At 45.9% G+C, this 14,426-nt stretch carries 14 protein-coding genes; 4 read left to right on the top strand and 10 right to left on the bottom strand.

The annotated features are described in order from the left end of the window. Positions 1-15: 15 nt before the first annotated feature. The 8 genes from rseP to rpsB all read right to left on the bottom strand — a co-directional run bounded on the left by rseP (position 16) and on the right by rpsB (position 7,583). Entirely contained in the window at positions 16-1,374 is a 1,359-nt protein-coding gene (gene rseP / locus KJB05_RS04625) for a sigma E protease regulator RseP (protein WP_020195495.1), read from the bottom strand. Further along, positions 1,374-2,579: a 1-deoxy-D-xylulose-5-phosphate reductoisomerase gene (ispC, locus tag KJB05_RS04620; RefSeq protein ID WP_045414455.1), complete on the bottom strand. Its 1,206-nt coding sequence runs from the start codon at positions 2,577-2,579 to the stop codon at positions 1,374-1,376. Before ispC ends, rseP begins: the two co-directional genes overlap by 1 nt. Positions 2,580-2,630: 51 nt before the next feature. Then, the gene (locus tag KJB05_RS04615) at positions 2,631-3,473 is read right to left on the bottom strand and encodes a phosphatidate cytidylyltransferase (RefSeq protein WP_005436782.1); all 843 of its coding nucleotides are present in this window, start codon (positions 3,471-3,473) and stop codon (positions 2,631-2,633) included. A 12-nt stretch (positions 3,474-3,485) separates the two neighbouring features. After that, entirely contained in the window at positions 3,486-4,241 is a 756-nt protein-coding gene (locus KJB05_RS04610; protein ID WP_005436781.1) for an isoprenyl transferase, read from the bottom strand. A gap of 96 nt (positions 4,242-4,337) precedes the next feature. Further along, entirely contained in the window at positions 4,338-4,895 is a 558-nt protein-coding gene (gene frr / locus KJB05_RS04605) for a ribosome recycling factor (protein ID WP_005436779.1), read from the bottom strand. A gap of 98 nt (positions 4,896-4,993) precedes the next feature. Beyond that, a complete protein-coding gene (pyrH, locus tag KJB05_RS04600) occupies positions 4,994-5,725 on the bottom strand; it encodes a UMP kinase (protein WP_005436777.1) in 732 nt (243 codons plus the stop codon). A gap of 152 nt (positions 5,726-5,877) precedes the next feature. Next, positions 5,878-6,723 carry a translation elongation factor Ts gene (tsf, locus tag KJB05_RS04595; RefSeq protein WP_005436775.1) on the bottom strand — a complete coding sequence of 282 codons (846 nt, stop codon included), beginning with the start codon at positions 6,721-6,723 and terminating at the stop codon, positions 5,878-5,880. 131 nt (positions 6,724-6,854) lie between these two features. Continuing rightward, positions 6,855-7,583: a 30S ribosomal protein S2 gene (gene rpsB, locus KJB05_RS04590; RefSeq protein WP_005529366.1), complete on the bottom strand. Its 729-nt coding sequence runs from the start codon at positions 7,581-7,583 to the stop codon at positions 6,855-6,857. 396 nt (positions 7,584-7,979) lie between these two features. On the opposite strand from rpsB, the gene map reads away from it, so the two are divergent. From map to KJB05_RS04575, 3 genes are all read left to right on the top strand, one after another. Further along, positions 7,980-8,858 (top strand): type I methionyl aminopeptidase, encoded by an 879-nt coding sequence (gene map, locus KJB05_RS04585; RefSeq protein WP_005436764.1) that lies wholly within the window; start codon positions 7,980-7,982, stop codon positions 8,856-8,858. 100 nt (positions 8,859-8,958) lie between these two features. After that, positions 8,959-11,583, top strand: a complete 2,625-nt coding sequence (gene glnD / locus KJB05_RS04580; protein ID WP_208445276.1) for a bifunctional uridylyltransferase/uridylyl-removing protein GlnD — start codon at positions 8,959-8,961, stop codon at positions 11,581-11,583. Positions 11,584-11,735: 152 nt separating this feature from the next. Beyond that, a complete protein-coding gene (locus KJB05_RS04575; RefSeq protein WP_208445277.1) occupies positions 11,736-12,119 on the top strand; it encodes a DUF3461 family protein in 384 nt (127 codons plus the stop codon). A 92-nt stretch (positions 12,120-12,211) separates the two neighbouring features. Here KJB05_RS04575 and truC read toward each other — a convergent pair whose 3' ends face one another. Together truC and KJB05_RS04565 are read right to left on the bottom strand one after the other, a co-directional pair. Next, complete coding sequence (gene truC / locus KJB05_RS04570) at positions 12,212-12,979, bottom strand: tRNA pseudouridine(65) synthase TruC (protein WP_208445278.1); 768 nt, start codon at positions 12,977-12,979, stop codon at positions 12,212-12,214. Between the two features lie 5 nt (positions 12,980-12,984). Further along, positions 12,985-13,299, bottom strand: coding sequence for a YqcC family protein (locus KJB05_RS04565; protein WP_208445279.1), 315 nt, complete (start codon positions 13,297-13,299; stop codon positions 12,985-12,987). 76 nt (positions 13,300-13,375) lie between these two features. Between KJB05_RS04565 and KJB05_RS04560 the strand changes: the two genes are divergently transcribed. After that, positions 13,376-14,413, top strand: a complete 1,038-nt coding sequence (locus tag KJB05_RS04560) for a DUF3549 family protein (RefSeq protein WP_208445283.1) — start codon at positions 13,376-13,378, stop codon at positions 14,411-14,413. Positions 14,414-14,426: the final 13 nt, after the last annotated feature.

Raw genomic sequence — 14,426 nt, 5'->3', positions numbered from 1 at the left:
TTTGTCTCTGAACTATCACAGACGAGTAAAATCATTAAATAGCGCTAACGCCATGAGCGAGAAGATAATCGCACCACCAATTCGATAGCCCATTTCCTGTACTTTCTCAGGTACTGGGCGTCGGATGACTGCTTCAATTGCAAAAAACAGCAGATGCCCACCATCCAACATTGGTAAAGGAACGAGGTTAATAATACCTAGGTTAACACTAATTAGCGCTAGAAAACCTAAAAAGTAGACCAGACCATAGTCTGCGGTCGCCCCTGCTCCTTTGGCAATAGATATTGGTCCGCTCAAATTGTTCAGACCAACGTCACCTACAATCAGTTTCTTAAGCATACTGATGGTAAGTCCAATAACTTGACCAGTTTTGTCAATCGCTTTGCCAATAGACTCGAATACACCAAACTGTAATTCGAAGCGATAACTTTCTGGCCATTCTGCGACTTCAGGTGCGATACCCGCGAAGCCAACCGTTTCTTTGTTAGCTAGCTCACGACTACCTGGAGTCAATGTGAAAGATTGCTCTTCACCTTGACGTAACACCGTCAGGTCAATTGGCGTTTCTGGGTTAGAACGAATGGCTTCAACCACTTCATCCCACTTAGAAATCTTATCACCATTAATCTCGATGATTTTATCGCCAGCTTGTAGGCCTGCTTGTTCAGCGGCACCACCTTCACTTACCTGTGCCAACTCCGTATAAATCTCTGGAGTGTAAGGTTTGAAGCCTAGCGATTGCATCGCAGATTGTGTTTCTGGATCAAATTTCCAATCACGGATATCAAGTGTCTTCGTGACTTCCGAGCCAACTTCGTTTGCTGAAGATAGCGTCACTGTCATCGAATCATCACCAATGTGGGAAACTAATCCCATGTTGACTGATTCCCAGTCCGGAGTTTTGATACCTGAGATGGATTTTAGTTCCATCCCTGATTCAATTCCTGCTTCTGCAATGATTGAATTGGGCGTAACTTCACCAATTACCGGCTTCACTGCTGGTACTCCAATCAGGAAAACCAACCAGTAAGCAACAATAGCAAACAGGAAATTAAAGATAGGACCCGCCGCCACGATCGACGTGCGCTTCCACAGTGGCTTTTGGTCAAACGCCAAATGCTTTTCGTGCTCAGGCACTTCGTCAACACGGCTGTCCACCATCTTGACGTAACCGCCTAGCGGAATCATCGAGATGCTGTACTCAGTTCCGTCTTTGCCTACTTTGCTCCAAATAGACTTACCGAAACCGATAGAAAACTTTTCAACTTTTACACCGCAACGACGCGCAACCCAAAAGTGACCATACTCGTGCACGGCCACCAAGATGCCCAGTGCAACGATAAAAGAAACCAAATTCCACAAAATACCAGTCATTAGCTACGCTCGCGTAAAAATTCTAAGGCGATAGTTCGTGACATTCTATCTAGCTCTATCAAGCTTTCCAAGCTATTCACATTCTCACTTTTATGGCTTGCAGTGATTTTGTTCAAAACTGATTCATTGATGCGAGCGATATCAGTGAAACCAAGACGGTTATTCAAGAAAGCATCAACAGCGACTTCGTTTGCTGCATTCAGAGCGGTTGTAGCATGTTGACCTTCGTAACAAGCATCAATCGCTAGCTTCAAACAAGGGTAGCGTGCAAAATCGGGTTGAAGGAACGTCAACTCACCCACTTGAGTAAAATCGAGTGGTTTCACACCAGCATTCACACGAGATGGGTAAGACATGGTCAGTGCAATCGGCGTTGCCATATCGGGTTCACCCATTTGTGCTAAAACGGAACCGTCTCGGTATTGCACCATTGAGTGAATCACCGACTGAGGGTGAATGATCACTTTCAGCTGTTCGCGAGCCGCATTAAACAGCCATTTTGCTTCAATGTACTCAAGACCTTTGTTCATCATGGTTGCGGAATCAACCGAGATCTTAGGTCCCATCGACCAGTTAGGGTGAGCGATTGCCTGTGCAGGAGTAACACTCTCAAGCTCAGCGATATCCGTGTAGCGGAATGGACCACCAGAACCAGTAAGCAGGATAGATGAAATACCATGCTCTTCTAAGTTACAGCGACCTAGGTTAGTTTGAACTTGTTGAGGTAGGCACTGGAAGATCGCATTGTGTTCGCTATCAACAGGAAGTAGCTCTGCGCCGTGCTCTTCAACTGCATCGATAAACAGTTGTCCAGACATCACCAGTGCTTCTTTGTTCGCAAGGAGAACACGCTTGCCCGCTTTTACCGCTGCCATGGTTGGAAGCAGACCTGCCGCACCAACGATAGCCGCCATCACGCTGTCGACTTCTTCTAGGGCAGACACATGACAAAGCGCATCAACACCACCCAACACTTCTGTACGAGGAGACACTGAAGCCAACTCTGACTTAAGCGCCACAGCCGCCGCTTTATCCGCCATTACAGCGTATTTAGGTTGCCATTTACGACAAAGTGCGACCATCTTTTCAACGTTCGTGCTTGCCGCCAATGCGACGATAGAAAACAGCTCAGGGTTTTGTTCAACCACTTTAAGTGTGCTTGCACCGATTGAGCCTGTTGCACCAAGAATCGTTAACTTTTGCATGATGTAAGACCGTTAGAAAAACTCAGGAGCGACGACGCCGCTCCCGATAAATTAGAATACGTAGTAAAGAAGAGCAAATACTGGGAATGCAGCCGTTAGGCTATCAATACGGTCGAGAATGCCGCCGTGCCCTGGAATGATGTTACTGCTGTCTTTGATGCCAGAAACACGTTTGAACATGCTTTCTACTAGGTCACCAAGAACAGAAATCACAACTGTAATCAGTGTGATGATTACCATGTGAATTGGGCTGGTAAATTGAATATCAAACCAACCTGCAAACAACCATCCAACAATTAATGCTGCAATGATGCCGCCAATCAAACCTTCGATAGTCTTGTTTGGACTAACATGTGGCGCCATTTTACGTTTACCCATGCTTTTACCAGCAAAGTAAGCGCCACTGTCTGCAGCCCATACCAAGAAGCAAACGTACAGCACAAGTTTTGCGCCGTGGTATGGATCTACTGAAATATCGGAAGCTCTAAGGATGATCACACTCCAAAGGAAAGGGATCAAAGTTAGAAAACCAAACACATGACGCAGTGCTTTACTGTTTTGCCACAGATTGGTTGTTTTAGGGTAAGTAATGGCCATCCCACTTGCGATAATCCACCATGCAAAACCGAGCGCTAACACTGTGTAGTGTGGAGTTGCTAGTTGGTTAAGGCTTGCTGCATCTGGCGAGATGAATAGAAAACTGAGTCCGGTTACGACAACGGCTGGTACTAGCGCAGCGATGCGTGAATTGCTTTCTGTAAACTGGGTCCACTCCCAAAAACCTAATAGCGTAATCGCAGTCAAAGCGATAATGAAGCCGATTAGGGGTAATTTAAAAATACCTAAAATTACAAGGGGAGCTAAAATTAGTGCTGTTATTATTCTCTGTTTCAAACTAACTAGTCCTTATTGAGCAGCCATCAATGCCTTTACTTGCTCGCCAGTACAACCAAAGCGACGCTCTCGGTTAATAAACCAAGTCACAGCCTCTACTAAGCTGTCTTCATCAAACTCTGGCCAGTACTCCGGAGTAAAGTACATTTCAGCATACGCCATTTGCCACAGCATAAAGTTACTGATGCGACACTCACCACTTGTACGGATCAAAAGATCCACTTCAGGGAGATCTGCCATCGTTAAATGCTGGGTAATTAACTGCTCATTGATATCCTCTACACGGATTTCACCGTTACGCGCTTTTAACGCCAACGTTTTTGCCGCCTCTGTGATGTCCCATTTACCGCCATAGTTAGCCGCAATGTTAATCACCATACCCGTATTGCCAGCGGTGAGTGCTTCTGCTTCGATGATTTTGCCTTGCAGTCGCTCACTAAAGCGGCTGGTATCACCAATAACGCGCAAACGCAGATTGTTTTTATGCAGCTTTTTCACTTCGCTAGAAAGCACGGAAATGAACAGCTCCATCAGGAGACCCACTTCTTCCTCCGGACGACGCCAGTTTTCACTACTGAAAGCGAACAACGTCATGGCTTTAATACCGAGTTTAGAAGCAGCAGCGACGGTCTTACGAACGGCATTAACGCCTTTTTTATGACCGAATACGCGAGGTTTTCCTTTGGACTTAGCCCAACGACCATTACCGTCCATAATGATGGCAATATGTTTAGGGAGGGAATCAGAGAAGGCTTGAGAATTTTGCATAGGGAGTTAATTGAGTTCCATCAGTTGGATAGATTAACACAAAAAAACGCTGCACTGTGAGCACAGCGTTTTCCAACAGTGATGTAGGTGGGAGTATTAAACTTCCATCAACTCTTTTTCTTTAGCAGCAAGAACTTCGTCGATCTTCTTAACTGCTACGTCAGTCAGTTTTTGAATTTCGTCTTGTGCTTTACGATCTTCGTCTTCAGAGATTTCTTTGTCTTTTAGAAGACCTTTTAGGTCGCTGTTTGCGTCACGACGGATGTTACGAACAGCAACACGTGCACCTTCAGCTTCACCACGAACGATCTTAACTAGGTCTTTACGACGCTCTTCCGTTAGCGGTGGAAGTGGAACGCGGATGATTGTGCCAGCAGACATTGGGTTTAGACCAAGGTCAGACATCATGATCGCTTTCTCAACTTTTTGAGTTAGCTCTTTGTCGAATACAGTAATTGCTAGAGTACGTGCGTCTTCAGCAACAACGTTCGCTACTTGGTTAAGAGGAGTCGGCGCACCGTAGTACTCTACAGAGATACCAGATAGTAGGCTTGGGTGTGCGCGGCCAGTACGAACTTTAGAAAGGTTGTTCTTTAGCGCTTCAACGCTTTTGTCCATGCGCTCTTGCGCGTCTTTATTGATTTCGTTAATCACGGTTTCACCTTAAAAATGTCATCTTTCATGAAGAAAGCTTAAAGGGCTTAAGCAAAGCGAAACGCCATCCAATATCTCTTGTTGAATGGCGTTGAGATTTACGCGTCAGCGCAGATCAACGTGCCTTCAGCTTCACCCATTACCACGCGACGTAGTGCGCCTGGCTTATTCATGTTAAATACGCGGATTGGCATTTTGTGGTCACGAGCAAGTGTGAACGCAGCCAAGTCCATTACTTTCAATTCTTTATCCAGAATTTCAGTGTAAGATAGCTTATCATACAGCTCTGCGTCTGGGTTTGCTACTGGGTCAGCAGTAAATACACCATCAACTTTCGTTGCTTTTAGAACTACGTCAGCTTCGATTTCGATGCCGCGTAGACACGCTGCTGAATCTGTAGTGAAGAATGGGTTACCAGTACCTGCAGAGAAGATAACTACACGGCCTTGGCGAAGTTCGCGGATAGCGTCTGCCCAATTGTAATCGTCACACACACCTTTTAGCGGAATTGCAGACATTACGCGAGCGTTTACATAAGCACGGTGAAGTGCGTCACGCATTGCTAGACCGTTCATTACTGTTGCAAGCATACCCATGTGGTCGCCTACTACGCGGTTCATACCCGCTTCTGCAAGACCTGCACCACGGAACAAGTTACCACCGCCGATTACCACACCAACTTGAACACCCAGTTCAACCAGCTCTTTCACTTCTTGAGCCATACGGTCAAGAACCGCTGGATCAATACCAAAACCTTCTTCACCTTGAAGAGCTTCACCACTTAGTTTTAATAGAATACGTTGATATGCTGGTTTAGGGTTCGTAGTCATGGAGTTTACCTTCCAAAGAGAGTTGTCGATTAACAGTCATGAATAGACACAAGGTCACTTATAGCTATTCATCACGGCTAATTTTGCCCGCTCTTTTCGTAAAAAGACCGCAGCCTAGGCTACGGTCTAATATTTACACAAGTCGCTAAGGATTAACCTTTTTGAGCTAGTGCTACTTCTTCAGCGAAGCTCATTTCAGCTGCTTTCTCGATACCTTCACCTACTTCTAGGCGAACGAATGTAGCAACAGAAGCACCTTTCTCTTTTAGCATTTCGCCAACAGATTTCTTAGGTTCCATGATGAAAGCTTGACCAGTTAGAGAGATTTCGCCAGTGAATTTCTTCATGCGGCCGATAACCATCTTCTCAGCGATCTCTTGTGGCTTGCCTTCGTTCATAGCGATTTCAACTTGAACTTCTTTCTCTTTAGCAACTACGTCAGCTGGTACGTCTTCTGGGTTAACGAACTCAGGCTTAGAAGCAGCAACGTGCATTGCAACGTGCTTAAGAGTTTCTGCGTCACCTTCACCAGCAACAACAACACCGATTTTCTCGCCGTGACGGTAAGAAGCGATTGCAGTACCTTCAACGTAAGCAACGCGACGGATGTTGATGTTTTCGCCGATTTTAGCAACTAGAGCTACGCGCTCTTCTTCGAACTTAGCAACTAGCTCTTCAGCAGTAGCTTTAGTCGCTAGAGCGTCAAGTGCTACTTTGTCTGCGAATGCAGTGAAGTTACCGTCTTTAGCAACGAAGTCAGTTTGGCAGTTAACTTCAAGAAGAACAGCAACGCCGTTTTCTTCTTTGATGATGATTGCGCCTTCAGCTGCAACGTTACCAGCTTTTTTAGCTGCTTTCGCTGCGCCTGATTTACGCATGTTTTCAATTGCTAGTTCGATGTCAGCGTTTGCTTCTACAAGCGCTTTTTTACATTCCATCATGCCAGCGCCAGTGCGCTCGCGAAGTTCTTTAACTAGAGCAGCAGTTACAGTTGCCATTCTCTATTCCTCGTTTGATTCGAAATAAGGTAAAAAACAGGGGCCTACATTGTCGGCCCCCATTGCTAACTATAACTCAGTCTATGCTACAACAAGGTTTCACATAGACTAAGTGTGACACAGAGCCGTTATTATTCAGCTTCTACGAAACCGTCTTTTTCAGCAACTGCTGCAACGTCTTTGTTGCGACCTTCAGACACTGCAGATGCTGCAGCGTTTAGGTATAGTTGAACTGCGCGGATCGCGTCGTCGTTACCTGGGATGATGTAGTCAACGCCGTCTGGGTTAGAGTTAGTATCTACCACAGCGTATACTGGAATACCTAGGTTGTTAGCTTCTTTAATTGCAATGTGCTCGTGATCAGCGTCGATTACGAATAGAGCGTCTGGTAGGCCGCCCATATCTTTGATACCACCAAGAGATTTCTCTAGCTTCTCCATTTCACGAGTACGCATTAGAGCTTCTTTCTTAGTTAGTTTTTCGAAAGTACCGTCTTGTGCTTGTGCTTCGAAATCTTTTAGACGCTTGATAGACTGACGAACTGTTTTGTAGTTCGTTAGCATGCCGCCCAACCAACGGTTGTTAACGTAGTATTGGTTGCTTGCGATTGCAGCTTCTTTAACAGCTTCAGATGCAGCGCGCTTAGTACCTACGAATAGAACTTTACCTTTCTTCTCGCCAACTTTAGCTAGTTCAGCTAGAGCTTCGTTGAACATTGGTACAGTTTTTTCTAGGTTGATGATGTGAACGCGGTTACGAGCACCAAAGATGAATGGCTTCATTTTTGGGTTCCAGTAACGAGTTTGGTGACCGAAGTGAACACCAGCTTTCAGCATATCGCGCATTGATACAGTTGCCATTTTAAAATCCTCTAAGGGGTTAGGCCTCCACATCCCCCATAATTCCGACCAAGCTTCTGCTCAGCACCCCGGAACATGTGACGGAATGTGTGTGATTTAAAGATAAAAGTTAATTGGAAGAAGCTTGCTTCGCTACTCTTCTAATGAAAAGTAAAGAGAACAGTCCTCGATTCCGGCGCGCTTTATACCATATTTTAGCCTAAGATGGCTAGTAAAAATTGTTTCTTACAATTCTAATTTCCCTATCACACCTATCCCTACTCTCTTCTAAATTCCATGACTAGACTACAAGTAAGAATGACTCATATTCTTAACTGGCTTGGGTTAACCGCAAGATGTCTGATAGAATGCGCGCATTCGCACGTTTACGTGCTTACGAATAAGTAGAGAAAGCCAATGTCAATCAAGATTAAAACTGCTGAAGAAATCGAACGCATGCGTATTGCGGGCAAGCTAGCCGCAGACACTCTAGAAATGATCGAACCGCACATCAAGGCGGGTGTGACGACAGAAGAATTAAACAAAATCTGTCACGATTACGCTCTAGAGCGAGGCGCTTACTCTGCACCGCTTGATTACCATGGATTCCCTAAATCAATCTGTACGTCAATCAACCACATCGTTTGTCACGGCATCCCTGCGACAGAAGATGAAAAAGGTGCAAATGGCCAAATGAAGCCAGCGGTACTTAAAGATGGCGACATCATTAACGTTGATATCACGGTTATCGTACCTAACGATGAAAACGCAGATCTAAGTGTTCGTCCACAAGGTTACCACGGTGACACTTCTAAGATGTTCCTAGTTGGTGATGTATCTCCAGCAAACAAACGTCTGTGTATGGTTGCTCAAGAATCTCTGTACATCGGCATGCGTCAAGTTAAGCCTGGTGCAACAGTTGGTGATATCGGTACGGCAATCGAGAAGTACATCAAAGAGAACAACAAGAACAACCCACGCAACAAATTCTCTATCGTGAAAGACTTCTGCGGTCACGGTATCGGTGATGAGTTCCACGAAGAGCCACAAGTGGTTCACTACAAGAACAAAGACCGCCGCGTACTAAAAGAAGGCATGTGTTTTACTATCGAACCAATGATCAACGCGGGTAAATTCGGTTGTACTGTTGATGCTCAAGATGATTGGACGGTTTACACTGGTGACGGTAAAAACTCAGCACAGTGGGAACACACCATCGTGGTGACCAAAGAAGGTTGTGAAGTACTAACACTTCGCAGCGACGATACCATTCCACGAATGATGAAAAACGTTTAATCGCCCATCACTTTCCATATCCCCGCCCATGCGGGGATATTTTTTATCTGCAGCAAATTTGTTAGATTGCTAGTAGTTTTAGCTTGCACGGATAGCAAATATGACCCTTCAGTCACCTCTTACGTTTACCGATGAACAGATAAACATCGGCGAACTTAAGCAAGAACTTGAAAAATTCAGTTCATACCAAAAAGAAGAATTTCTACAGCACCACCCTGTGACCAACCTTGTTTTGTCACGCGCTGAGTACATGGATTTACTCCTCAATCGTTTATGGCAACACTTCGGATTCAACGACATACATAATATTTCCTTAGTTGCCGTCGGTGGTTACGGACGTGGTGAGTTACACCCTCTGTCTGATATCGACATTTTGATTCTGTCGCAGAACAAGCTGCCAAATGCTCTAGAAGCTAAAATCAGTGAGTTCATTACCCTATTGTGGGATTTACGCCTAGAAGTCGGCCACGCAGTACGCACTGTGGATGAATGTGCAGAGATTGGACGTTCAGACTTAACCGTTGCCACGAACCTGCAAGAAGCGCGTTTGCTTTGCGGAAGTGAAGACACCTTTCAAGCCTTAAAGAAAGTGGTGTTGTCTGATTCTTTCTGGCCAAGCGAAACTTTTTACCGCGCCAAGATTCAAGAGCAACGTGAACGCCACGCACGCTACCATGACACCACGTACAACCTCGAACCCGACATTAAGTCCACGCCGGGCGGCTTGCGTGATATTCACACTTTAAGCTGGGTGGCACGCCGTCACTTTGGCGCAACATCGTTACTAGAGATGAGCCGCTATGGCTTCCTGACCGACGCAGAATACCGAGAGCTGGTCGAGTGTCAGGATTTCTTATGGCGCGTGCGTTTTGCACTGCATATTGAGCTTCGCCGTTATGACAACCGACTGACCTTCGCTCATCAAGCTCAAGTCGCCGAACATTTAGGTTATGTGGGTGAAGGCAATCGAGGTGTCGAAATGATGATGAAGGAGTTCTACCGCACCCTACGTCGTGTGGCAGAGCTGAATAAGATGCTGCTCAAACTGTTCGACCAAGCCATCATCAACGGTGGTGCATCGCAAGATGCTGAAATCATCGACGAAGATTTCCAACGCCGTGGTTCACTGATCGAGGCTCGCAAACCTGCACTGTTCCAAGCTCGTCCTGAAACCATTTTGGATATGTTCCTACACATCGCCAATGATTCGAGCATTGAAGGCGTGAGCCCTCCTACGTTGCGTCAGTTACGTACTGCGCGTCGTCGATTGAACAAGTTCTTGCACACTATTCCAGAAGCGCGTGAAAAGTTTATGGCGCTGTGTCGTCATCCAAATGCGCTGCATAAGGCGTTCAGTTTAATGCACAAGCTTGGCGTACTAGCGGCATACCTTCCGCAGTGGAGCCAAATTGTCGGTCAGATGCAATTCGACCTATTCCATGTATATACCGTGGATGAGCACAGTATTCGTCTACTCAAGCACATTAATACCTTCAGCTACGCCGAGAACCACAGTAAACATCCAATTTGCTGCGAAGTTTATCCTCGAATTCAGAAGAAAGAGCTACTGATTCTGACCGCGATTTTCCATGATATCGGTAAAGGGCGTGGCGGTGACCATTCGGTGATCGGCGAAGGTGAAGCATACGACTTCTGTATTGAGCACGGTTTGTCTAAGCCAGAAGCGAAATTGGTAAGTTGGCTAGTAAGACATCACTTATTGATGTCCGTGACGGCTCAACGCCGAGACATTTACGATCCGGACGTGATTACCGAGTTTGCCAAGCAAGTGCGTGATGAAGAGTACCTTGAGTACCTTGTGTGTCTGACGGTAGCCGATATCTGCGCGACCAACCCTGAGCTTTGGAACAGCTGGAAACGCACCTTGCTCGCAGAGTTATTCTATTCCACCCAACGCGCACTGCGCCGTGGTCTAGAAAACCCTGTAGATGTGCGTGAGCGTATTCGTCATAACCAACAAATGGCCTCTGCCCTATTACGCAAAGAAGGCTTCTCTGCTCGTGAAATTGAAGTGTTGTGGCAACGCTTTAAAGCCGATTACTTCTTGCGTCATACCCACAAGCAAATCGCTTGGCACTGCGAGCATTTACTTCGTATGGAAGATCCAAGTAAACCATTGGTTCTGATCAGTAAGAAGGCCACTCGTGGCGGTACTGAAGTGTTCGTCTACAGCCCAGACCAACCGGCGCTGTTTGCTACCGTCGTTGCTGAGCTTGACCGTCGCAACTTCAACGTACATGACGCACAAATCATGACCAGTAAAGATGGCTATGTACTCGATACCTTTATGGTACTTGACCAACATGGTAAAGCGATTGAAGAAGGTCGTCACAGCGCAGTAACCAAACACATTACCCACGTACTGGAAGATGGCCGTCCGACGAAAATTAAGACGCGCCGTACACCAAATAAACTTCAGCATTTCAACGTAAAAACCAAAGTCGACTTCCTGCCAACCAAGAGCAAAAAGCGCACTTTGATGGAGTTTGTCGCTCTCGATACACCGGGGCTTCTGGCGAAAGTGGGTCGTACCTTTGCTGATTTGGGCATTAACCTTCATGCAGCAAAAATCACCACCATTGGTGAGCGCGCTGAAGACTTGTTTATTCTGACGAGTGAAGCCGGCGGCAGGCTCAGTGAAGAGCAACAAGACGAGCTGCGTGAAAAGCTGATTGAAAAACTCTCTGACCCAGTTTCGGCTTGAGAGAAAACCAGCGCTTGATCAACAACTAAGGTGGGTAAGAACGATAGCGATCTTGCCCACAAGTTGAGCAATTTGACTAAATATCAGCTATCTAGCTCATAAATGGGCTGCTACAGTTGTATGGACTCCAATTCAATACACAGAGGTAGCCTATGTATCCACACCTCACTGGTTTGGGCATCCATGACCCAAAACAGATTGAACGTTACTCCCTGCGCCAAGAAGCACACAAAGACGTCCTAAAGATCTACTTCCACAAACAGAAAGGCGAGTTTTTCGCTAAGAGTGTGAAGTTCAAATACCCACGCCAAGTTAAAAATGTATTAGTAGATAGCGGCAGTCATAAATACAAAGAAGTAACCGAAATCAACCGTAACCTGACGCTTGTGATCGATGAGCTAAACAAGATCACTAAGCCTGTGAAAGTGGCTGAAGTGGGTGTAAAAGAGAAGATTCTCTCTGATCTTCGTCACTTGGAGAAAGTCGTTTCCAACAAGATCGCCGAGATCGAAGCGGATCTAGAAAAGCTGAAATAAAACATTAAGAACTGAAAAATCAAAAAGGGGTTGGTACCGATACCAACCCCTTTCTTTGTTTAAAACAGCGAATAGCGGATTAACCTAACCGCTTATTGTACCAACGATGCATCCCACTCAAATCTCGCGAATAACTGCTGCCAAGTTTCATCGATATTCGCTTTCATCACGATTTCTTCATCGGTAAACGGATGCACAAAGCGCAACTCTGATGCATGCAGCAACAGTCGATGAGAGTCGAACTCGGTACGGTACAACTTGTTGTGCTTGCCATCACCGTGTGTCGTATCACCAACGATTGGATGACGTAGGTGAGCCATGTGACGACGCAACTGATGCTTACGTCCTGTCTTTGGCTTCATTTCCATCAAACAGTATCGTGTGGTCGGGAACTTACCTGTTGAATAAGGTACTTCCACTTTTGCTAGCAGTTTGTATGCCGTTACTGCTTCTTGTGCTTCTTTCTCTTGCGAAGCAAACTTATCGGCAATCTTATCGAGTTCAACTTTCAGAGCGTAATCTAGAATGCCTTCTTCCTCGATCCAGCCTCGAACGATAGCATGATAGGTTTTCTCCATCTTGTGCTCAGCAAACATAGGCATGACTTGTGAAGCAACTTCGCTGGATAAAGCAAACACAAGCACACCTGAGGTTGGGCGATCTAAGCGATGCAGTGGAAACACATGCTGACCAATTTGATCGCGCAGCGTTTGCATCACGAATTGAGTCTCATGCTTATCCAACCAACTACGGTGCACTAGCATTCCGGCAGGTTTGTTGACCGCAACAAAGTACTCGTCCTGATAAACGATCTCTAATACAACGGGTTCAACGGATGGTGATGTTTCTTGTTCTGACATTGAGGTTACTTACATAGTTCGTCGATGGTTCGAATAGTCACTAATAACTCGGCGTAATGCGGCTCTTGTTTCCACGCTTCTGCAAAATACGGCTCAATAGAAAAGCCACGTGGCAAAGGTTGGTTATTTTCCACTAACGCATGCATACGGGCAATAAAGATCCACTGCAACCACTCATGCGGATGAAGTGTATCAATAGCAAATGGTTCCGTGCTTTGCAGTGCTTGTTCCGATGGCATAGTGTGCTGCCACAGCTCATGATGGCGCAATTGTGCTTCAAGTTGTTGAAGTAAGTCGACCAATTGGGTGTTTGTTGCCATTAATTCCGTCTCGAACCTTGAATTAGCCGAGAATGATACCATTTCTTTTGAAAAGAACATTAGGATGTCGTATTTAATGGAAAACATTCAAACCCTCACTCAGCTGTTAAATAACAGCCATTGTGAATATCAAATCTTCGACCTTGGTCGTCGTATCAAAACCATCGATGCACAAGTGTTTGCGGATGTGGAAAAAGGCCAGTGCCCTTACCCATTCCCAATGCAGCGTAAAGCGCACCTCGCAATCGCGTACTGGAATGAGCAAAAGCAGCCTTGGATTTGGTTTCTAAAGTTTGAGCTGGATGAGCGTGGTTTGCTTAAGCAATCCGACATCGGAAACTTCATTAAATACGTCGTTGAAGCGATGGGGACTCGCCTAAGTGAGGAAATGTCGGAAGAGCAACAACAAAAGCTTTCTAACAACCCATACACGTTTAAACCTGCAGAAGAAAAGATGGCAGTCTTCCACAGTCAAGTTCGCGCGAACTTAGACTTACCCACCAGCCAGTATTACGAGCACACTCAGCACTACTTTACCGGTGACCTAGGTTGGGACAACTGGCAAACCGTTGGTCTGCAAGGCATCACTGATATGGCCGCACGCTTAGGCAAAGAGCAAAATGCCGTGATTTTGCGTAAAGCCCTTAACCACTTGCCTAATGAACCACTTTACGCCCTACTCGGCGCGCTTGAACATGTCGACCTACAAGAACGTTTGGCAGAGCGCATTGCGGAGAAAGCGCAGCAAGAAATCGAAAGCAACGAACCTGACTTGTTCTTACTCTCTGCTTTGATTCGAGCTCTGGCGGGCGCACCAACCGAGATTTCCTTGCCAATCTTGAAGGCAATTTTACAAAGCCCACGTTTGAGCCACCAAGAAGTATTGATCGGCATCGCTGGCCGTACTTGGCACCTACTCGCTGACGCAAGCGTCGCTGAGCAATTTTTGCTGCGCCTCGCACAAACTGGGAACCAAGCCCTATTTAATCAATTGTTTGCCGATTTAGTTATGCTGCCAGAGCTAAGAATGGTATTGCTACCTTTGCTGCACTCTAGCCCATCGGAAGAGCTAGCGACGGCATTAGTCAAACTGCAGCAAGCAACAAAAGGATAATGAAGGATTAGGG

This window comes from Vibrio sp. B1ASS3 (genome assembly GCF_905175355.1).
Classification (GTDB): Bacteria; Pseudomonadota; Gammaproteobacteria; order Enterobacterales; family Vibrionaceae; genus Vibrio; species Vibrio owensii.
The sequence above is the reverse complement of the archived record's forward strand: the minus strand, read 5'-3'. Positions and strand labels throughout refer to the sequence as shown.

What these genes read in the sequence shown, in the direction of transcription:
- rseP (WP_020195495.1), bottom strand. Translation starts at nt 1,374, where the DNA reads ATGACTGGTATTTTGTGGAATTTGGTTTCTTTTATCGTTGCACTGGGC.
- ispC (WP_045414455.1), bottom strand. Translation starts at nt 2,579, where the DNA reads ATGCAAAAGTTAACGATTCTTGGTGCAACAGGCTCAATCGGTGCAAGC.
- KJB05_RS04610 (WP_005436781.1), bottom strand. Translation starts at nt 4,241, where the DNA reads ATGCAAAATTCTCAAGCCTTCTCTGATTCCCTCCCTAAACATATTGCC.
- pyrH (WP_005436777.1), bottom strand. Translation starts at nt 5,725, where the DNA reads ATGACTACGAACCCTAAACCAGCATATCAACGTATTCTATTAAAACTA.
- tsf (WP_005436775.1), bottom strand. Translation starts at nt 6,723, where the DNA reads ATGGCAACTGTAACTGCTGCTCTAGTTAAAGAACTTCGCGAGCGCACT.
- rpsB (WP_005529366.1), bottom strand. Translation starts at nt 7,583, where the DNA reads ATGGCAACTGTATCAATGCGCGATATGCTGAAAGCTGGTGTTCACTTC.
- map (WP_005436764.1), top strand. Translation starts at nt 7,980, where the DNA reads ATGTCAATCAAGATTAAAACTGCTGAAGAAATCGAACGCATGCGTATT.
- glnD (WP_208445276.1), top strand. Translation starts at nt 8,959, where the DNA reads ATGACCCTTCAGTCACCTCTTACGTTTACCGATGAACAGATAAACATC.
- KJB05_RS04575 (WP_208445277.1), top strand. Translation starts at nt 11,736, where the DNA reads ATGTATCCACACCTCACTGGTTTGGGCATCCATGACCCAAAACAGATT.
- truC (WP_208445278.1), bottom strand. Translation starts at nt 12,979, where the DNA reads ATGTCAGAACAAGAAACATCACCATCCGTTGAACCCGTTGTATTAGAG.
- KJB05_RS04565 (WP_208445279.1), bottom strand. Translation starts at nt 13,299, where the DNA reads ATGGCAACAAACACCCAATTGGTCGACTTACTTCAACAACTTGAAGCA.
- KJB05_RS04560 (WP_208445283.1), top strand. Translation starts at nt 13,376, where the DNA reads ATGGAAAACATTCAAACCCTCACTCAGCTGTTAAATAACAGCCATTGT.